Source organism: Arthrobacter sp. S39 (assembly GCF_004320525.1).
GTDB lineage: Bacteria > Actinomycetota > Actinomycetes > Actinomycetales > Micrococcaceae > Arthrobacter.
The window spans coordinates 215,570-236,353 of sequence record NZ_SIHX01000003.1 but is presented as its reverse complement, the minus strand read 5'-3'; the positions used below and the strand labels follow the sequence as shown (position 1 = coordinate 236,353).

14 protein-coding genes are annotated in these 20,784 nt (G+C 65.7%); 6 read left to right on the top strand and 8 right to left on the bottom strand.

The window, feature by feature from the left end:
- Positions 1-76 precede the first annotated feature (76 nt).
- The 4 genes from EYS21_RS07585 to EYS21_RS07570 all read right to left on the bottom strand — a co-directional run bounded on the left by EYS21_RS07585 (position 77) and on the right by EYS21_RS07570 (position 4,414).
- The gene (locus tag EYS21_RS07585) at positions 77-724 is read right to left on the bottom strand and encodes a nucleoside triphosphate pyrophosphatase (RefSeq protein WP_131132592.1); all 648 of its coding nucleotides are present in this window, start codon (positions 722-724) and stop codon (positions 77-79) included.
- Positions 725-733: 9 nt separating this feature from the next.
- On the bottom strand, positions 734-3,259 hold the full coding sequence (locus tag EYS21_RS07580; protein WP_131132591.1) for an MMPL family transporter: 2,526 nt from the start codon (positions 3,257-3,259) through the stop codon (positions 734-736).
- Positions 3,260-3,274: 15 nt separating this feature from the next.
- Positions 3,275-3,976 (bottom strand): TetR/AcrR family transcriptional regulator, encoded by a 702-nt coding sequence (locus EYS21_RS07575; protein ID WP_242633330.1) that lies wholly within the window; start codon positions 3,974-3,976, stop codon positions 3,275-3,277.
- 63 nt (positions 3,977-4,039) lie between these two features.
- The gene (locus EYS21_RS07570) at positions 4,040-4,414 is read right to left on the bottom strand and encodes a YbjQ family protein (protein ID WP_131132590.1); all 375 of its coding nucleotides are present in this window, start codon (positions 4,412-4,414) and stop codon (positions 4,040-4,042) included.
- Positions 4,415-4,578: 164 nt separating this feature from the next.
- Between EYS21_RS07570 and EYS21_RS07565 the strand changes: the two genes are divergently transcribed.
- A complete protein-coding gene (locus tag EYS21_RS07565; RefSeq protein WP_131132589.1) occupies positions 4,579-5,136 on the top strand; it encodes a hypothetical protein in 558 nt (185 codons plus the stop codon).
- Between the two features lie 159 nt (positions 5,137-5,295).
- Here EYS21_RS07565 and EYS21_RS07560 read toward each other — a convergent pair whose 3' ends face one another.
- The 4 genes from EYS21_RS07560 to EYS21_RS07545 form a co-directional block, all read right to left on the bottom strand.
- Positions 5,296-6,756, bottom strand: a complete 1,461-nt coding sequence (locus tag EYS21_RS07560) for a dicarboxylate/amino acid:cation symporter (RefSeq protein WP_131132588.1) — start codon at positions 6,754-6,756, stop codon at positions 5,296-5,298.
- Between the two features lie 338 nt (positions 6,757-7,094).
- Complete coding sequence (locus EYS21_RS07555) at positions 7,095-8,780, bottom strand: DUF885 domain-containing protein (protein ID WP_131132587.1); 1,686 nt, start codon at positions 8,778-8,780, stop codon at positions 7,095-7,097.
- 37 nt (positions 8,781-8,817) lie between these two features.
- Complete coding sequence (locus EYS21_RS07550; RefSeq protein ID WP_242633329.1) at positions 8,818-9,036, bottom strand: acyl-CoA carboxylase subunit epsilon; 219 nt, start codon at positions 9,034-9,036, stop codon at positions 8,818-8,820.
- On the bottom strand, positions 9,033-10,616 hold the full coding sequence (locus EYS21_RS07545; RefSeq protein WP_131132586.1) for an acyl-CoA carboxylase subunit beta: 1,584 nt from the start codon (positions 10,614-10,616) through the stop codon (positions 9,033-9,035). The genes EYS21_RS07550 and EYS21_RS07545 overlap by 4 nt, the downstream gene beginning before the upstream one ends.
- Positions 10,617-10,823: 207 nt before the next feature.
- Here EYS21_RS07545 and EYS21_RS07540 point away from each other — a divergent pair, with 207 nt between their 5' ends.
- The 5 genes from EYS21_RS07540 (at position 10,824) to EYS21_RS07520 (ending at position 20,666) form a co-directional block, all read left to right on the top strand.
- Positions 10,824-11,711 carry an NAD(P)-dependent oxidoreductase gene (locus EYS21_RS07540; protein WP_131132585.1) on the top strand — a complete coding sequence of 296 codons (888 nt, stop codon included), beginning with the start codon at positions 10,824-10,826 and terminating at the stop codon, positions 11,709-11,711.
- Between the two features lie 50 nt (positions 11,712-11,761).
- Positions 11,762-12,682 (top strand): biotin--[acetyl-CoA-carboxylase] ligase, encoded by a 921-nt coding sequence (locus EYS21_RS07535; protein WP_131132584.1) that lies wholly within the window; start codon positions 11,762-11,764, stop codon positions 12,680-12,682.
- Positions 12,675-13,274 carry a PH domain-containing protein gene (locus EYS21_RS07530; RefSeq protein ID WP_131132583.1) on the top strand — a complete coding sequence of 200 codons (600 nt, stop codon included), beginning with the start codon at positions 12,675-12,677 and terminating at the stop codon, positions 13,272-13,274. The genes EYS21_RS07535 and EYS21_RS07530 overlap by 8 nt, the downstream gene beginning before the upstream one ends.
- On the top strand, positions 13,264-14,388 hold the full coding sequence (locus tag EYS21_RS07525) for an adenylate/guanylate cyclase domain-containing protein (RefSeq protein WP_131132582.1): 1,125 nt from the start codon (positions 13,264-13,266) through the stop codon (positions 14,386-14,388). Before EYS21_RS07530 ends, EYS21_RS07525 begins: the two co-directional genes overlap by 11 nt.
- 620 nt (positions 14,389-15,008) lie before the next feature.
- A complete protein-coding gene (locus EYS21_RS07520) occupies positions 15,009-20,666 on the top strand; it encodes an Ig-like domain-containing protein (RefSeq protein ID WP_347559546.1) in 5,658 nt (1,885 codons plus the stop codon).
- The last annotated feature ends 118 nt before the right edge of the window (positions 20,667-20,784 follow it).

The window sequence follows — 20,784 nt, the reverse complement described above, 5'->3', positions numbered from 1 at the left end:
TATTACTTGCGGAATCCGCGTGTAAACAGGCATAGCTTTGTAGGGAAGCTACAAGTGCCCGCAAAATTGGTTCCCTTTAGTCTGTCGGCCACAGCTCGGTGATGCGCACGTTGGCCTGCGCCAGGAGGCCCCGCAGGGTGGACACGGACAGTCCGACGACGGCGTGCGGGTCCCCGTCCACCTTCCGGATGAACGCCCCGCCGAGGCCGTCGATGGTGAACGATCCGGCACAGTGCAGCGGCTCCCCGGTGGCGATGTAGGCGTCGATCTCCGCCGGTTCCATCTCCATGAAATGGACTTCGGCTGAGGCGACGGCGCCGAGGGTGGCGCCGGAGCCGGGAGCTGTTGTTCCGTCGTCGGGGGTGGTGTCCCGGCAGTCCACCAGCCAGTGGCCGGTGTGCAGGACACCGCTGTTCCCGCTCATCCGGAGCATCCGTTCGCGGGCGACGCCGGCCGTGTACGGCTTGCCGTGCGCCTCGCCGTCGAACTCAAAAACCGAGTCGCAGCCCAGGACCAGCGTCCCCTCCGCTTCCGGCAGCGCCGCCACGGCCTCGGCCTTGGCCCGCGCCAGCAGCAGGGCGGTATCGTGCGGATCCGTGACCCCGTAGCGGGCCTGGACCGCGTCCTCATCCACGTCGGACACCAGCACCGTATGCCGGACGCCGGCCTCGGCCAGGAGTTTGGTGCGGGCGGGGGACTGGGAGGCGAGGATAAGGCGGGTCACCGTTTTAGCCTAGTGGACGGGCTCGCCGACCTTGTCCCGGCCGCTCTGCAGCCGTTCGAGTTTGGCCCCTTCCACATCCACGTCCGGCAGGATCCTGTCCAGCCACCGGGGCAGCCACCAGGTTTTTTCACCGAGCAGGTACATCACGGCGGGCACGATGGTCATGCGGACCACAAAGGCGTCCAGCAATACACCGAAGGCCATCGCGAAACCCAGCGGCCGGACCATGGTCAGGTGGCTGAAGATGAAGCCGGCGAAGACGCTGACCATGATGATCGCGGCCGCGGTCACGACGGCAGCGGCGTGGCTGAAACCGATCCGGACGGCATGCTTGGCTGAAGCGCCATGCATGTACGCCTCGCGCATGCCGGAAGCGATGAACACCTGGTAGTCCATGGCCAGGCCGAAGAGCACGCCGATAAGGATGATCGGCAGGAAACTGAGCACCGCACCGGGATTGACGACGTCGAACACGCTTCCCAGCCAGCCCCACTGGTACACCGCGACCACCAGGCCGAAGGCGGCGGCCAGGGAGAGCAGGAAGCCGCCGGTGGCCAGCAGCGGAACCACGATGGAGCGGAACACCAGCAGCAGGAGGATCAGGGAAAGCCCGACGACGATCGCCAGGTATGGCGGCAGGGCTTCGCCGAGTTTGGTGGAGACGTCGATGTTGCCGGCGGTCTGCCCCGTGAGGCCGATAGTGACCCCGGTTTCGGACTGGATCTCTGCGCCGCGTTCCCGCAGTTCGCTGACAACCTGAACGGTGCCGGCCTTGGCGGGACCCTCCTCCGGAATGACCTGGAAGACGGCTGTCCGGCGGTCCTCGCTGAGCGCCACCGGGACGGCGGCCACAACGTTGTCCACGCTACGGATCAGGTCAGCGACGTCGTACTGCAGAGACTGGGCTTCGGTTTCGTCCAGGCCCGCCGGGAATTCGCCCACCACCACGATGGGTCCGGTGACACCTTCGCCGAAGCTGCGTGCCGTCAGGTCGTAGGCCTGGTAGGCCTCGGAGTCGACCGGCTCGGAGCCGCCGTCCGGCAGCGCTAACTGCAGTTGCGTGGCGGGCAGCGCCAGGGTGCCCAGCAGGAGCACCCCGGCCACGAGGGCGACGACGGGGTGCCTGGTGACCAGGCCGCCCCAGCCGCGGGTGCTCTTTTCCTCGTCCCTTGCTTTGTCGGCAAGTTCATGGCCGGCCTCGGCGTTGTGGGCCTGAACTTTTGCCCAGGCCCGCTTGGAGATGATGCGGCGGCCGATCAGGGACAGCATGGCCGGGGTCAGGGTGAGTGCCACCAAGACGGCCACGGCAACGGTTCCGGCCGCTGCGAGGCCCATCACGCTCAGGAAGGGAAGCCCGGGAACCACCAGGGCGGCCAGGGCAATGATCACGGTGAGGCCGGCAAAGAGGACTGCATTGCCGGACGTCCCGGTGGCGCGCGCCACTGATTCTTCAGGATCCATACCGGAGCGGAGCTGGGTCCGGTGGCGGTTGACGATGAACAGTGAGTAGTCGATGCCGACGGCCAGGCCCAGCATCAGCGCGAGCATGGGGGAGATGGAGCTCATCTCAAACAGTCCGGACAGGGCAAACGTGATGCCGACGCCGACACCGACGCCGATGATGGCCATCAGCAGCGGCAGGCCGGCGGCGATAAGCGTGCCCAGCATCAGGATCAGGACGAGCGCGGCGACGCCGACGCCGATGATTTCGGATGCGCCGAAGAGTTCGGAGATGTCCTCGGTGATTTCCTTGCTGGCCAGCGCCGTGACGCCGGCGGTGGAGGTCCCGTGGGCGATGTTCTGGACCTGCTGGCGCATGTCCGGGGTGAGGCCGTTGATGGAGGTGTTGAACTGTACCTGGGCCACAGCGGCCTGGCCGTCCGAGGAAACAAAGCGAAGGCCCTCGGACGCTTCCGCCTGGCGTTTGCCAAGGTCCAGCTTGGCCTTGGCGGCCTCAAGTTCCTGGGTACCGGCGTCGAGCTGGGCCTGGCCCTGTGCCATGGCTGCCGTCTGCTGTCCCAGCTGGGCCTCGATCACGGCGGCAGGCGCCCCGGCCGCGGTGAGCTGCTGTTCCGCTGCGGCGAGTTGTGCCTTCCCTGCTTCCAGCTGGCTGCGGGAAGAGTCCAGCTTGGCCTGGCCCGCTGCGATCTGCTGCTCACCGTCGGCGATCGCTTCCGCTGCCTGGTCCACCTGGTCCTGGGTAGCGAAGGGGTCCACCGTGGCCTTCACATCCGGCAGGGCTTCCAGCTTCTTCAACGCATCCGTCACCGCTGCACGGCTCTCTGCTGTGAAGCCTCCCGCGGGTGCCTCGAAGACAATGCTGGCCGAGCCGCCTGATGCCGATGGCAGGTCCTGCCGCAGCTTGTCGGCGATCCGCTGGGTCTCGGTGCCCGGGATCTGGAAGTTATTGGAGAGAGTGCCGTGGAAGGCGGCCGCGGACCCGCCGACGGCCACCAGGACCGCGAGCCACAGCGAGATGACCAGCCAGCGGTGACGGTAGGAGAATTTTCCCAGACGGTACAGGAGGAGTGCCATGGCGGAGCCGTTCTATCAGGTGGTGGACGGAGAAGCGGGGGCGGCGTTGGTGCCGGGGAGGGTGCCTGTGGCGGTGAAGCCTGAGCCCAGGAGGCCCATGGCATCAATAAGGAGGCTCCGGAGGGTTGCGAGGGACGCAGGGGAGAGGTCGCCGGCGCAGCGGGTGAACCAGACGTCCATGGCTGCCTTGCCGCACGACATCACGGCTCCGGCGAGGGCACGGACGTAGAGTTCGTCAAGGTCTGCGCCGGGAGTCTTCTCCACCCGTTCCTGTGCGGCCAGGATGATTTGGCCGGCGCAGTGGTCCCAGGCTTCCAGCTCGGAGCGGAGCATGCCGGGGCTGGACTGGGCCAGGCTGTACAGCTCGGCCATCGGGGCAACGGCCATGGGATCGGCGAGCTCCATCAGGGCGGCCCGCGCCGATTCGAGGACCGGTTCGTCCACCGGGCGCAGCCGGAACTGGCGCAGCGCGTTGTCCAGGAAGCCGTGGGTCACCGAGGCAAGGGCAGCCTCGGTGGTGGTGAAGTAGTTGAAGAACGTACGCCGGGATACGCCGGCCGCCTCGGCGATGTCCTCGGCGGTGAAGTTGCCGGGCCCCTTGGTGCGCAGGACGGCCAGTGCGGCGTCGGAAATAGCCTGCCGGGTGGCCGCCTTGTTCAGTTCGCGGCGGGAGGGCGCGGCCGCCGTCGATTCAACGGTCAGGGGAGAAGAGCTCACCTGATTACACTAAGTGCAAGTTTGCACTCTGCGCAAGTTCTGCGGAGTGTTTTCCCCCGCGGGTTATTCGGCTTTAGTGAGCTGGATGGACTGCCCGGTGGCGCCCGGCTGGCCCTCGGCGAGCGGAATGGCAAAGACGGCGGTTCCGTACGCGCAGACTTCGGTCCAGTTGGTGCCCATCTCCGAGGTGTCAAAGCGCATGGCCACGATGGCGTTGGCGCCGCGCTGCTGGGCCTCGGCCACCATCCGCGCCATGACCTCCTGGCGGCTTTCATACAGGGCCCGGGTCATTTCGGGCAGTTCCCCTCCGCCGAGGGACCGGAATCCTGCCAGCATCTGTGAGCCGATGTCCCGGGAACGGACCGTCAGGCCCATCACCTCGCCGAACACGGCATCGATCCGGTGGCCCGGAATGTCATTGGTTGTCACAATCAGCATGCTGCCGAGCCTACTCAATCGCGCACAGGCGGCGGGGGATCTTTCACAGGAGATTGAAAGGTTTCCGACAGCTGAGCCAGAACCTGGCGCCGGACACTTGGAGTATCTCGACAGAGACACACCATCAGCCGCCGTCATCGGACGGCAGATCCAGGAGACAGAAGATGTCACGCAGGAAGAGAATAGCCCTTGGCCTTTCGGCCACGGCCCTGGCCGTCGGCGCCGGGATAGGTGTCGCCGGCATGGCGTCGGCAACCACGACGCCCACCCCCACGCCGAGTGCCAGCTCGAGTGCCTCGACGGACGGCACCGCTCCCACGGAAGGCAAAGGCAGGCACGGCGGACACGGGGGTGAGCGCGGTGTGGCGCAGGCCTCGGCGCTCGCGGAAAAACTCGGCGTCGAGGAAGCCAAGGTCACTGAGGCGCTCAAGTCGTTCCGCGCTGCCAACAGGCCCGCGTCGCCGCCGGCCGACGGCACCAAGCCTGACCCGGCAGCCCGGGATGCCGCACTCGCAAAGGCCCTGGCGGAATCCCTCGGGATCGAGGAGTCAAAGGTCACGGCCGCCCTTGAGGAGCTCCGCAGTGAGGCGCAGGCGGAGCGGGCTGCTGCGCTCAAGACCAGGCTGGACAAAGCCGTTACCGACGGCAAACTGACGCAGGCAGAGGCGGATGCCGTGACCAAGGCCGTTGAGAACGGTGTGATCGGAGGAGGCGGCCGCTAACGCCGGCACCGACACACACATCGGCGCGAACGTACAGTTGAGGCCCCGGATCCGCGGATTCGGGGCCTCAACTGTACGCTCGCGCATCCTGGCTTTAACGGGTGGAGGTCCCCGGGATTCACCCGGGGACCTCCGCTTCAGCAATTGGCCGGCGTGGCCCTATGCCTTGGCGTCAGCCAGCTCGCGGTCGTTTGCACCTGAAGCAGCTCCGGCATCGGACGCGGACGGATCTGTGGCGGCCTCGGCGTCGTCATCCACGAACGGGGTGCCGTTGCGCGGCGCGTTGTACAGCGCTTCGTCCAGGATGCCCTGCCGCTTGGCCACGATCGTGGGGACCAGGGCCTGGCCCGCGACGTTGACAGCGGTGCGGCCCATGTCCAGGATCGGGTCGATGGCCAGGAGGAGTCCGACGCCGGCCAGCGGCAGTCCCAGCGTGGAGAGCGTCAGGGTGAGCATCACGACGGCGCCGGTGGTGCCGGCGGTCGCGGCCGAACCAAGCACTGAGACCAGGGCGATCAGCAGGTACTGGCTGAAGTCCAGCTGGATGCCGAAGAACTGGGCCACAAAGATGGCGGAGATGGCCGGGTAGATGGCGGCGCAGCCGTCCATCTTGGTGGTGGCGCCCAGGGGTACGGCGAAGGAAGCGTAGGCGCGGGGTACGCCCAGGCTGCGTTCGGTTACCCGCTGGGTCAGCGGCAGTGTGCCAACCGAGGAACGGGACACGAAGGCCAGCTGCACGGCGGGCCATACTCCGGAGAAGTACTGCTTGACGGACAGGCCGTGCGTGCGCACCAGGACCGGGTAGACCACAAAGAGCACAAGGGCCAGGCCAACGTAGATGGCGAAGGTGAACTTGCCGAGTGAGCCGATGGTGTCCCAGCCGTAGACAGCCACGGCGTTGCCGATGAGGCCTACGGTGCCGAGCGGCGCGATGCGGATGATCCACCACAGCACCTTCTGGATGACAGCGAGGGCGGAGGCGTTGAGGTTCAGGAACGGCTCGGCCGCTTTGCCCACCTTCAGGGCGGCAACGCCGACGGCGATGGCGATCACCAGGATCTGCAGCACGTTGAAGCTGACCGAGGTGCTGACGGTCGTGGCAGCGTTGGCGCTTTCAGTCACGGTGGAGCTGGCGCCCAGGCCCAGGAAGTTCTTGGGGAAGAGGCCCACCAGGAAGGACCACCAGTCGCCGGACTTGCCGCTGTACTTGGCTTCCTCGGTGATGCCGGTGTTTGCGCCCGGCTGCAGCAGGACGCCCAGGCCGATGCCGATCAGCACCGCGACCAGGGACGTGATGGCGAACCACAGCAGGGTGTTCCACGCCAGCTTGGCGGCGTTGGAGACCTGGCGGAGGTTGGAGATCGAGCTCACCACGGCGGTGAAGATCAGCGGCACCACCGCGGTCTGCAGCAGGGAGACATAGCTCGAACCGATGGTCTGGAGCGTGGCGCCCAGTCCATTCGGTGCGGTCTTCGTGCTGCCGGTGTACTTGGCCAGCAGGCCGAGGCCCAGGCCCACGAGGAGGGCGGCGATGATCTGGAAGCCGAACGAGCCAGCCCATTTGGGCAGCTGGAAGCCGGTCTTTCCTGCGGATTCGGGGGTGCGGGTTTGAGTGCTCACCCGAACACGCTAGGCGGCACCCACATATCACGGCGAACGGATGTTGAGAAATATTACGCGCCCCGTTCGGCCCCCGCGCCCGAGAATGCCCAGAAATCCGGCGACATCTCAAGTAATTATGAAGTTATTCCCACGTCTGATGTGGCAAGAGTCTCACCCGTCCAGCCTGATTTCGACAGGCTCAATCACCGGCCCGGAGGGGGACATCCGGCAGCGTGCTCCCCACCGGCTCCCTAACCTCGCAAGCTCGGCCAGGGAACCCTGCCGGCGTGGGCCCATTTGGTGCACCGCGGCGCAGCACGCCGAGGATGTGGCCCTCCGGGCCGCAAGGTACGGGCCTACGAAAGCAGTGCGCGCCTGAGGGTATCGAGGCCAACGGATCCGACGTTGAGGGCCTTCGTGTGGAAGGCCTTCAGGTCAAAGTCCGGCCGGGCTTCCAGTTCGGCGCGGATTTGCTCCCAGAGCCGCTGCCCCACCTTGTAGGACGGTGCCTGGCCCGGCCAGCCGAGGTAGCGGGTGAACTCGAACTTGAGCTGTCCTTCGCTGATGGGCAGGTTTTCCTTCAGGAAGTCATAGCCCGCCTCCGGGGTCCAGGTCCCGGTGCCCCACCGTTCCGGGATGGCGAGTTCCAGGTGGACGCCGATATCGAAGACCACCCGGGCGGCGCGCATCCGCTGCATGTCCAGCATGCCCATGTGGTCGCCGGGGTCGGAGAGGTAGCCGAGTTCCTGCATGAGCTTCTCCGCGTAGAGTGCCCAGCCTTCCCCATGGCCTGAGGTCCAGCAGACGTTGCGGCGCCAGTTGTTCAGGAGTTCCCGGCGGTACGTGGCCGTGGCCACCTGAAGGTGGTGTCCGGGGACGCCTTCATGGAAAACGGTGGTGGTTTCGGCCCAGGTGGTGAAGGTGTCTTCGCCTGCGGGGACGGACCACCACATCCGGCCGGGGCGGCTGAAGTCATCGGACGGTCCGGTGTAGTAGATGCCGCCTTCGTCGGTCGGGGCGATCAGGCACTCGAGCTTTTTCATCACCTCGGGGATGTCGAAGTGCACACCGGCGAGGTCGGCAACGGCCTTGTCCGAAAGTTCCTGCATCCAGGCTTTGAGGGCGTCGGTGCCTTTGATCTGGCGCGCGGGATCGTTGTTGAGGATCTCCTTGGCTTCCGCGATGCCGGCGCCGGCCTTGATGGTTTCTGCCACCTTTTCCTGCTCGGCAATGAGGCGGTCCAGTTCCTGCACGCCCCAGGCGTAGGTCTCTTCCAGGTCAACTGTGGCGCCGAGGAACGAGCGCGAGGCGAGCGCGTAGCGTTCCCTTCCCACAGCGTCCTTCTCCGGGGCCGCGGGCAGTAGTTCCGTTCGGAGGAAGTCGGCGAGGCGGGTGTAGGCCGCCCGGGCGGCGGCAGCACCGGCGTCGAGCTTTTCCTGCACGGCCCCCTCCAGCGGACCGTCAGCGGTCCTGGCGCCGGCTGCCAGCTTGGCGAAGAAACCGTCCCCCGCGGCGTACTTGGTGGCCTGCTCGATGACGATGCTGACCTGGCGGCGCGCCGAAACGCGCCCGGCGTCGCAGGCCTGGCTGAGGGAAGCAATGTAGCCGTCCACGGCGCGGTGGACATTCATGGCCCGGCCCGCGATGTGTTCCCAGTCCTGGCTGGTGGCGGTGGGCATGAGGTCGAAGATGGCGCGGATGTCCTGGGCCGGGGAGGCGATGTTGTTCAGGTCGGCTTCGTCCCAGCCGGACTGGTGGATTTCCAGCTGCAGGCCCAGACGCTCGCGCATCGCGTCCAGCGTGACGGCGTCCACGTCGTCCTGGGGTTCCAGCCCCTCCAGGGCCTCGAGCGTTTTCCGCGCTTCGGCGGCGAACTCTGCGATGCCGGCGGGGGAGTAGTCCTGGTATTCCGTCTCGTGTCCCGGCAGGCCCAACGTAGTGGCGAAGGACGGGTTGAGCCGGATGAGCGTGTCGGTGTATTCGTCCGCCACAGCGTCGATGGCGGTGCGCGGACGGGCGGCGGGAGCAGTTTCGGTAGTCACCCCACGAGACTAACCGGGCTCTTCCGCTTATGGAACGTTAGCCGCGGCTGCGCTTCCAGGCTCCCGGGCCGGGGGTGGGTGCCATCCGCAGCTGCTGCCGGCGCACCCAGTGCCGGACCGTGGGCTTCCGGTCTTCGGCGGCCTCCTGGCCTCCGAGGGAAAGCACGACGGCGGTCAGTGCGGCCAGCTCCTCGGCCGACGGTTGGCCCTTGACCACGGACAGCAGGGGCTCGGGGGTCCCATCCTCGGGGATCACAGCGGGATGTTCCCGTGCTTCTTGGTGGGCAGGCTGGCGCGTTTGTCGCGGAGCGCGCGCAGGCCCCTGATGATCTGTGGCCGGGTTTCGGACGGTGCGATGACCGCGTCCACATAGCCCAGTTCCGCTGCCTGGTAGGGGTTGAGGAGTTCCTCCTCGTACTGCTTGATGACTTCGGCCCTCCGGGCCTCAACATCTCCGCCGGCCTCAGCCACGGATGCGAGGTCGCGGCGGTAAAGGATGTTGACGGCTCCCTGGGCGCCCATAACGCCGATCTGGGCCGTGGGCCAGGCCAGGTTCAGGTCTGCCCCGAGCTTCTTGGAACCCATCACGATGTAGGCGCCGCCGTATGCCTTGCGGGTAATGACGGTCAGCTTCGGGACGGTGGCTTCGGCGTAGGCGTACAGGAGCTTGGCGCCGCGGCGGATGATGCCCTGGAATTCCTGGTCTTTTCCGGGCAGGAACCCCGGAACGTCAACGAGGGTGATGATGGGGATGTTGAAGGCGTCGCAGTGGCGGACAAAGCGGGCGGCCTTCTCCGAGGCCGCGATGTCCAGCGTGCCGGCGAACTGCAGCGGCTGGTTGGCCACAATCCCCACGGTGTGCCCTTCCACCCGGCCGTAGCCGATCATCACGTTGGGTGCGTAGAGAGCCTGCATCTCGAGGAAGTGTGCGTCGTCCACGATCTGTTCGATCACGGTGCGCATGTCGTAGGGCTGGTTCGCGGAATCGGGGATGAGCGTGTCCAGGGCGAGGTCGTCGTCGTCGACGTCCAGCTCCTGCTGGTGTTCCAGCACGGGGGCTTCCGCGAGGTTGTTGGAGGGCAGGAAGTCCAGGAGTTCGCGGACGAATTCGATGGCATCGGCTTCGTCGGAGGCCAGGTAGGTGGATGTTCCCGTGGTGGCGTTGTGCTGGCGGGCGCCGCCCAGGGTCTCCATGTCCACGTCCTCGCCGGTGACCGTCTTGATGACGTCGGGGCCGGTGATGAACATGTGGGAGGTTTTATCGACCATGACCACGTAGTCGGTCAGGGCAGGGGAGTAGGCCGCACCGCCGGCAGACGGGCCCATGATGAGGGAAATCTGTGGGACCACGCCGGAAGCGTGGACGTTGTTGCGGAAGATGTCCGCGAACATGGCCAGCGAAGCGACGCCTTCCTGGATGCGGGCTCCGCCGCCGTCGAGGATTCCCACGACCGGGCAGCCGTTGCGAAGCGCGAATTCCTGGACCTTGACGATCTTCTCGCCGTTAACCTGGCTGAGCGATCCGCCGTAGACAGAGAAGTCCTGGCTGTACACGGCCACGGGGCGGCCGTCCACGGTGCCGTAGCCGGACACCAGGCCGTCGCCCAGGGGCTTCTTCTTTTCCATGCCAAAGGCGGTGGAGCGATGCACGGCCAGTGCGTCGAACTCGACGAACGATCCCTCGTCGAGGAGCAGGTCGATCCGTTCGCGGGCGGTGTTCTTGCCGCGGGCGTGCTGCTTTTCGATGGCCTCGGGGCCGGAGGGCTGTTCTGCACGGGCCTGGCGGTCGCGGAAATCGGCGATCTTTCCCGCTGTCGTTGTCAGATCGTGGCTCATGAAGTGTCTCCGGCTCTGTAGCTGATGGTGGCTGGCCCTGTTCTGCGGCGGCGCTTTAAGTAGCTTCCGCACAAAATCAGGACCCTGCAGGCTAGTCTAGTGACGCTATTCGCCGGGACCGCTGTAGAAAACCTACAATTTTCTGCCGTCGAGTGACGCCGACTCGTATGTTACTCGCCAGTAACATAGTTGGGTTACAGTGGAGCCATGACTTCGAGCAATGATGCTTCGGGTGCCGCTGCAGTGCCGTACCAGGCCGCCGGTTCCCTGCAGGGCCGCACCCTGCTGATCTCCGGCGGAAGCCGCGGGATCGGGCTGGCCATCGCCACCCGGGCCGCACGTGATGGCGCCAATATTGTGCTCATGGCCAAGACCGGGCAGCCCCACGCGAAGCTGGCCGGGACGGTTTACACCGCGGCGGAACAGATCGAGGCCGCCGGCGGCCACGCGCTTCCGCTGGTGGGCGACGTGCGGAATGACGACGACGTCGCCGGCGCCGTTGCCGCTGCGGTGGAACACTTCGGCGGCATCGACGCCGTCATCAACAACGCGTCAGCCATTGACCTGTCCAGGACCGACGACGTGGACATGAAACGCTACGACCTCATGCAGGACATCAACGTCCGGGGCACCTTCCTGCTGTCCAAGCTCGCGCTGCCGGCACTGCGGAAATCTGCGGCGGGCCAGATCCTGACCCTTTCCCCGCCCCTGAACCTGGACCCTATGTGGGCCGGGAAACACCTTGCCTACACGATGGCAAAGTACGGCATGAGCCTGACCACCCTGGGGCTGGCCGAAGAGCTCAAGGCGGACGGCATCAGCGTCAACTCGCTGTGGCCGTGCACCCTGATTGACACCGCGGCCATCCGCAACATGCCCGGCGGATCCACCATGGTCCAGGCCGCCCGCGGCCCCGCGATCATGGCCGACGCAGCCCACGCCGTGCTGACGGGCAGCCACCTGGCTGCCGGCGGGCCGCCCACCGGCAACTTCTACACGGATGAGGAGGTCCTTGCGGCGGCGGGTGTCACCGACTTCCGGCCCTACAGCCTGGGTGCGGCGGAAGGCGATCTGGTTCCTGACATCTTCCTCTGAACCTGATGTCCGCGGGAGCCCGTGGGTGGTCAAGTCGATAGGATTCAAGCATGGATGACGCACACGCCCCGGGCACCCCGTTGAACCGCGGAGCACTGGCCGACCAGGATTTCCTGTCCGCCACTGGCATCGCCAAGCTCGTGGTGGTGGACTCCACCGGCTCCACCAACGCCGACCTCCTGCGCTCGGTTACTGAGGAGCCAAAGTCCTGGCCGGATCTGTCCGTGCTGACTGCCGAGTACCAGACGGCTGCGCGCGGCCGTCTGGACCGGCGGTGGGAGGCTCCTCCCTTGAGTTCGGTGTCTGTCTCGATCGTGCTGAAGCCGGCCAACGCCGAGGGCCGGCCGCTTCCGACCCAGAGCTACTCCTGGCTGTCCTTGTTGGCCGCCGTCGCGCTGCGGGAGACCCTGCTGGAGACCGCGGGCATCCCTGCCGAGCTCAAGTGGCCCAACGACGTCCTGGTCCGCGGCCGGAAAATCGCCGGGATCCTCGCCCAGCTTGGCCCCATGGGTGAGGGCGCTGTGCCGGCCGTCATCCTCGGGACCGGTTTGAATGTCAGCCTTAGTTCCGCCGAACTTCCCGTCCCCACGGCCACGTCCGTTGCGTTGGAACAGCCCCGGACGGTGGACCGGACGGTCCTGCTCAAGAGTTATCTCTCCCATTTCGCCGTGCTGTACCGCAGTTTCTGCAATGCCGACGGCGATCCCGCCGCCGGGATGGCTGGCGGTCCGTCATTGCACAAGCGGGTTGAAGCCGTCATGGTGACCCTCGGCAAGCAGGTCAAGGCGCAGTTGCCGGGTGACCACGAAATCATCGGGCACGCCACCCGCCTGGACGAATACGGTTCCCTGCTGGTGGTTGACGGTGCCAAGCGCGAGCACGTGGTGACTGCCGGCGACGTCGTCCATCTCCGTCCCTGGACCCCGCCGGGGCAGGGCACGGAGGCCGGGGCCGAAAGCGGATATGCGTAGAGACCTCGTGCCGGGCGAGCAGGTGATTGTCACCACACGCCCCCAGCCGAGGAAGCTGACCCTTCCCGCCGCAGCTTTTATCGCCGCCCCCGCGGCAGCGGCGTTCGCCAGCGCGTGGATCATCCGCGGGGAAGCGGAACGGCTGCTCCCGGCTCTCTCAGCGGAGTGGTCTCCCTGGCTGGTCACAGGATGCATCCTCGGCGTCGCATGGATATGGTTGGCGTACTGCCTCCCCCGCCTGTTGAAATGGCAGGGTACCCGTTACACGCTGACCAGCCGCAGGATAGTTGCCAGATACGGCATGTTGACGCGGCGGGACCAGCAAGTGAACCTGGCAGCGGTCCGCAACCTGATGCTGACCCAGTCCATGGGGCAGCGCATATTGCGGTCAGGGAATATATCCTTGGAAACCGGGTACCAGGGGACGGTCACATTTGCTGATGTGCCGGAGGCTGTGCGGTTCCGGGACTTCATCCTGGACGCGATCGACGAGTTGCCCGGGGACGTGGCATTCGGGGCAGGCGAGATTGCGGATGATGAACACGGGACGCTGCCATGGGAGCTGAGAGAAGGTGGACGAGATGAACGATGACGAGCAGCAGGAGCAGCCGGCCCCCGTGCCCGCAGCGGACCCTGCCACCGCACACCCTCCCACTGGAACGCTCTCCGCGGAGCGGCTGGCCGCCAAAGCCCTCGAAGCCCGGCTCCTGGGCGGAGAACGGAAACTCCGGCGCCGCGAAGTCGCGGGCGGAGCCGGGCTCTCGCTGCTCTCGGCACGCAAGCTGTGGCGTGCCCTCGGATTTCCTAATTTCGGCGATGAGGACGTCGCGTTCACCGAACGGGACCAGGCCGCCCTGTCCACGGTGGTGGACCTTGTCCGCACCGGAAAGCTGACCGAAGAGGCGGCGATCTCCGTGACCCGGGCCATCGGCCAGATGACGGACCGCATGGTGGTCTGGCAGATCGAGGCCCTCGTTGAGGACATGGTCCACGAGCAGGGCGTCACTGACGCACTGGCACGCAAGAGGCTGGTGAACGAACTCCCGGCCCTGGTGGACGCCCTCGAGGAGATGCTGGTCTACAGCTGGCGGCGGCAACTCAACGCCGGCGTCCAGCGCCTTGCCGTCCGGGCAGAGGCCGGCCTGCAGGCCAGCGAAGAAGGCCGCGAAGGCGACGAGGACGACGCTCCGCTGCCCTTGGCACGCGCCGTCGGATTCGCTGACCTTGTCTCCTACACCAGCCTGTCGCGGCGGATGAATGAAAAGACCCTCGCAAGGCTCGTCCAGCGCTTTGAGAACAAATGCGCCGAGATCATCTCCGTGGGCGGTGGCCGCCTCGTCAAGACAGTCGGCGACGAAGTCCTCTACATTGCCGAGACACCCGCCGCCGGAGCAGAAATCTCGCTCGCCCTGGCCCAGGCTTTCACCGAGGACGAGATCCTGCCGGAAGCCCGCGTGGCGATGGTCTGGGGCCGGATCCTGTCCCGGCTCGGCGACATCTATGGCCCCACGGTCAACCTCGCTGCGCGGCTTACCACGCTGGCGGATCCGGGCACCGTGCTGGTGGATTCCATGACGGCTTCCGCCCTCGACCAGGACGAACGCTTTGTCCTGCTCCCGCAGCCGGCCGAGAATGTCCGCGGCTTTGGGGAAATCCACCCCGTCCGCCTTTCCCGCGGCTTGGGCAAGGGCCTGATCCTGGACTGACCGAAACTGAACGCAACGACTTTATCCATTTGATAGCGAATACCGATATAGTCAGAAATGCCCGGCGTTAGCTGGCCGGAAACCGGCCCTGCCGGAGTCTTACCTGGGGGAACAAAACCGTGAAGCTTCGCAGACCTGCGCGCGCACAAGGCACAAAGACAACCGGACAACGCACCCGTTCGCGACGGCTGGTGTCTGGTGGGGCGTTTGGTGTTGCGGTGGTGGTGTTGGTGACGGGTGCTGTGTTGTATCCGGGGTTCAAGACCACTGAGGTGGAGTTGAACGATGGCGGTGTGTGGGTTGTCAGTAAGTCGAAGAATGCTGTGGGGCGGTTGAATTATCCGTCGCGGGTTCTTGATGGTGCGGTGACTCCGGCGAGTACGACGTTTGACATCCTGCAGAATGCGGGGGATGTGTTTGTCGATGATGAGACGGGTTCGACGTTGAACCAGGTTTCTCCTGCGAATATGCGCCTGGGTGGGGATAAGCAGTTGCCGGGTTCGGCGGAGGTGAGCTTCGGGGCGGATGTTATTTCTGTGACGGATGCGGCGTCGGGCAAGGTGTGGGCGGTGTCGCCGTCGACGGTGAATGGTTTTGACCAGGAGGCGTCCGAGCCGGTGATGGTGGGTTCGGAGGGTCTGGTGTCCGCGGTGGGCGCTGATGACCGGATCTATAGCGCGGATCCGAAGTCCGGTGCTGTGACGGTGACTGCGGTGGACGCCAATGGTGGGGTGGTGTCCTCGGATTCGAGTACCTGGGGTGAGCTCAAGGGTGCCGGGGATCTGCAGATCACGGTGGTGGGGGATAAGCCGGTGGTCCTTGATGCCGCCGCGGGCAAGCTGTTCCTGCCCGGCGGCAAGCGGCTGCAGTTGGAGAACGCACGGGACGCGAAGCTCCAGCAGGGCGGTCCGGGCAGTGATTTTGTGGCGATTTCGACGCAGAAGGCGTTGTTGAAGCAGCCGCTGGACGGTTCGACGGCGAAGACTGTCACCTTCGATGGTGAGGGTGTGCCTGCGGCGCCGGTGCAGTTGGGCGGGTGTGTGCATGCGGCGTGGTCGGGTGCGAACAAATACGTGCGCGACTGCACGAATGATGCTGATGACAAAAACGTTGAGGTGCCGAAGGCGAGTGCGTCGCCGTCGTATGTTTTCCGGGTGAACCGGGACCTGGTGGTTTTGAATGATGTGAACTCGGGGAATGTGTGGCTGGTGAACCAGAACATGCAGCTCGTGAACAACTGGGACGACGTCATCCCGCCCAAGGAGACCTCCGACGACGCCGACAAGGACTCCGCCGACGAAGTCCAGCAGACGGTCCTGCCGGACCGGACCAAGCCCAACAGCGCACCGGTGGCAAACCCGGACTCCTTCGGCGTGCGCGCCGGGAAAACCACCATCCTGCCGGTCCTGGACAACGACACCGATCCCGACGGCGACATCCTGACGGTCCGCACGCCCGATGCCCTGAAATCCGGGTCCGTGGCACCCATTTACGGCTCCACAGGCTTCCAGATCACTGTGCCCGCCGACAAAACCGGCAGCGAATCCTTCAAATACACGGTGGACGATGGCCGCGGACTGTCCGCAACCGCCGACGTCGCCCTGAACATCGTGCCGCCCGGCGAGAACTCAGCACCGCGGCAAAAGCCGAACCGCAACACCACCCTGGTGCTGCAGGCCGGCAAGAACATCACCCAGAACATCCTCACGGACTGGATCGATCCGGACGGCGATGACCTCTTCGCCGTATCGGCAACAAGCACCGATCCCCAGGACCAGGTCAGGATACGTCCCGACGGCCAGCTCACCTTCCAGGACTCAGGCACCGCACCGGGCCGTAAGGTCCTGACCGTTACAGTCTCTGACGGCCAGGCCACCGCCGAAGGAAAGATCACCGTGGATGTCCGCCTGCCCGGAGCACTCCCGCCGATCGCCAACGCCGACCACGTCGTAGCCGTCGCGGGTGCGGACACCGTCATCACGCCACTGAAAAACGATTCCGACCCGCAAGGCGGAGTGCTGAGGCTGGCCCAGGCCACGGCGGATCCCCAGTCAACGGCCACGCTCAATCCGGACCAGCAGACCTTCACCTTCAATTCCGCCGCTCCCGGAGCCCACTACGTCTCCTATCTCGTCACCAACGGCCCTGCCTGCGCCCAGCAGCTGGTGCGCGTTGACGTAGTGCCCGGGAACAACGAGGGAGTGCCCGTCGCTGTCCGCGACATTGCCCTGCTGCCCACCGGCGGCAACGTCCTCGTGGACGTGCTGGGCAACGACTCCGACCCGTCAGGTGGTGTCCTGGTGGTGCAGTCCGTCACCGCCGACGCCGACCTGCCCGTCAGCGTGGCAGTGCTGGACCACTCAGTGGTCAGGATCACGGACGTCCGCGCCCAGGGCCAGCTGACCATCAAGTACACCGTCTCCAACGGCCGCTCCTCCGCTACCGGAGAGATTTCCGTCCTCATGGTCCCGGCGCCCACCAAACTCCAGGCACCCCAGGCCAAACCGGACGAAGCCACCGTCCGGACCAACGACGTCGTCAGTATCCCGGTGCTGGCCAACGATACTGATCCGAACGGCCGGAAGCTCACACTCGTTCCGGAGCTTGCCCAGCAGCCGGACGCTGCGGACGGCCGGATCTTCGTGTCCGGGGACTACCTGCGGTTCGTCGCCGGTCCGGAGCCGAAAACCGTCTACGCCATCTACAAAGTCCAGAACGAGTCCGGCCAGATTGACTCCCAGCAGGTCACCATCCGCATCCAGGCCCGCGACGATGAGCGCAACTCCCGACCGGAGCCGAGGAACCTCACAGCCCGCGTTGTGGCCGGGATGGTGGTGAAGATCCCCGTGCCTCTTGACGGCATCGACACCAACGGCGATTCCGTCCAGCTCCTTGGCATTGACAAGGCGCCCGGCATGGGAACCGCGGTGGTCAAGGACGGCTACCTTGAATTCACCGCCGCGGGCGACGGAGCAGGAACCGACACCTTCACCTACCGGGTCCGCGACCGGATCGGGGCAGAGAACACCGGGACGGTCATTGTGGGCATCGCGCCGCCCGAACCCAACAACCAGAAACCGGTCGCCATTGACGACGCCGTGGACATCAGGCCCGGCCGGAACGTAGCTGTCGAAGCACTGACCAACGATTCCGATCCCGACGGCGACCCCATTTCCTTGCTTTCGAACTCTTTTGAAGCCAAGCCGGAGCTTCAGGTTGAAGCAACGGACACGTCCAAGGTCCGCTTCAGGGCACCGGCCGCAGCGGGCAATGAGAGCATCCGCTACCAGATCCAGGATGACAAGCAAGCCCAGGGCAGCGCCGTCATCCGCGTCAGGGTCAGCCCTGACGCCCCACTCCAGCGGCCCATTGCCAAGGACGACAGGGTGAGCCTGTCCGAGACACTGGGCAAGACAGCCGTGGATGTTCCGGTCCTGAAGAACGACTCTGATCCCGACGGCGTGGCCGAAGAGCTGAAAATTACGATTCCTGACGGCAACCCCAACGCCCGCGACGGCGGCTCGGGAAACGTCGTCGTGACGCTCGCGGCGGCGGACCAGCTCATTCCGTACTCAGTCACGGACACTGATGGACAAACCTCGACGGCGGTCATGTGGATTCCCGGCGTCGGCGAGCAGTATCCGACCCTGGCCAGTAGCGACATCGTAGAGGTGATGTCCGGCAAGGAAGTGACGCTTGACCTGAACGAGTTCGTGAAGGTGCGGGAGGGAAAGCGGCCCCGCATCACAGTCGCGGAGAAAGTACAGGTTCAGGGGGGTTCCCCAGAGGGCGTCATCGTCTCCGACGGCACAGGCCTCCGCTATGCGGCAAAGCCGGATTACGTTGGTCCAGGGTCGCTGACGTTCGAGGTCACCGACGGAAGCAGGGCCGATGATCCTGAAGGGCTGAAGTCCACCCTTGTTATCATGACCCGGGTCATTCCTGATCCAAACGCCAACCATCCGCCGACCTTCAGTGGTGGCTCCCTGGACGTGCCGAAAGCGGAGACCGCCACGCTGGACCTCTCCGGCCTGGCAAAGGACGTGGACGAAAAGGACCAGGGCAACCTCAAGTTTGAACTGGACGGCACCCTTCCCGCCGGGCTCAAGGCCGAGCTGGACGGGCCAGTGCTGAAAGTCACCGCGGAAACGTCCGTGGGCGTCGGATTCACCGGAGCCATTCCGCTGAAGGTCACAGATGGCCGGTCTCCCGCGGTCACGGCAACGGTTCTGGCCAGGCACGTCGCGTCCAACCGGCCGATGCCGGTAGCCAACGACGACGCAGTGGACAAGGCCAATGCCGGTCGCACCGAAACCGTCAACGTCCTCGCCAACGACTACAACCCCTTCGCTGACACGGCACTGAAAATCGTGGCGGCCAGCGTGGAAACGGGCTCGGCCAGCGGACAGCCTGTGGTTGAGGGTGATTCGATCAGGGTGACTCCGTCCGAGGGCTTCAAGGGCGTGATGGTGATCCGGTACACGGTGACGGACAAGACCGGCGACCTGTCCCGCCAAGCGAGCGGCCGCCTGCGGCTCACGGTGCGGGACAAACCCGACGCTCCGTCCGCGCCGGCTGCGACCGATGTCAGAAGCCGCACTGCGGTGCTGAAATGGGCCCCGCCCTCCGACAACGGAGCGCAGATCACCAAATACACGGTCACATCCAGCGGATTCACCCAGGAATGTGTGACAACAACCTGCACTTTGAGCGGGCTCACCAACGACGTGAAATACGTCTTCACCGTCACCGCCACCAACGAGGTGGGCGAGTCCGTTTCATCGCCCCCATCAAACGAAATCCGGCCGGACGAAAAACCCTCACCGCCGGAGGCACCCGCCGTCAAGGCCGGCGACAAGGACATGCAGATCACCTGGGCGCCGGCGAAGACGGAGGGGTCGGCCGTGAAGGAATACAACCTCGAGATCTCGCCGCCTCCCGCCAGCGGCGTCGCGGTGAAGAACGGCGTCACCGGGCTGAGCTATACCTGGCCTGCGCTCACCAACGGCGTCAAATACAAAGTCCGGGCCCAGGCCGTCAACGAACTCGGTCCCTCCGAATGGGGCATCTACTCCGCCGAGGACAACCCGGCAGGGGTTCCGGCAGCGCCGGCGGCCCCAACGTCGGCCGTGGCATCGTCCGTGGGAACCCAGAACCAGCTGAAGGTCAGCTGGAACGAACCGAACACCAACGGTGATCCCATCCGGACCTACTACGTCACGATGAGCGGCGGGGGCGGGGCAGCCCAGACACAGGCTGTCGCCGGCACGGAACGGACTGCGAACTTTACTGCGAACAACTCCGAGGCCTCCTATACCTTCACCGTCCAGGCGGAAAACAAAGCCGGAAAGGGTGCCGTGAGCGCCCCGTCGGCGCCCCGCCGTGCCACCGGCAAGCTCGGCCAGGTTTCCGGCGTCACAGCCGCTCCGGCCAACACCGGAGGAGCCGGCAGGCAGCTGACCATCAACTTCAGGCCGCTCACCGACGCCGAGCGGAACGGGTCGGCCCGGGACGAGGTCAGCTACAGCTACAACGCCAGCAATGGTGCCAGCGGACCCATTACGCCCGGCGCGACCGTGGGCGGAATCAGCAACGGTGCGGAGGTCGCGATTACCGTGACAGCCAACTCCAGCGTGGCACCCAGTTCCGATGCCAGCACCCCCGCCCGCGCAACTCCCTACGGGGCGCCGGGCACGCCGTCAGCGTCCGGACAAAACGGCGGCCAGAACCAGAAGTCCTTGAGCTTCAGCTGGAATTCTCCGTCGACGGCCACCAACGATGTGGCGTACACCCAGATCAGGATCGACGGCGGGGCCTGGGAACGGGTAGCTGCGTCGGGAAGCCGAACGGTTAACACCGGTGGCTTCGACGAGCGGCATTCGATCGAGGTGCAGACCGTCAACTCCCTCGGTACAGGCGGCGCCATCGCGACGGCCGCTGCCCAGTCCGGCCCGGCCAAGACCAGCTGGGATGCCACCGTACCGTCGGCCGGTTACCGCACATGCACGGACGCACCCGCTTCCGGCCAGACCTCATGGGACTCAACAACTCCCGGCCACCTCTGCGGCGGTCAGGTCCGTGGGTACCCCTGGATCTACACCGGCGACAACTTCACCGTGAGCTGCTGGATGTGGCGCACCACCGGCGACGGCCGCGGCGCAGGCCAGTGGTACCTGATCAGCTCGCAGGCTGACGGCCGCTACGTCGGGCGGACCATCCATTCCAACAACACAACGCTCGGTAACCCCGGCCCGCACGGGATTCCGGAATGCCGCTAACGAGGACAGGGGACCTCTCCCCATCGCAGCCCCGCAAGGCGTTGGGTAGGCTAACGCGGGGAACAGAGAGCCCGATACCGGGTCTTTCGACTGGCTCGCCTGGGGGCCGCCACAAATT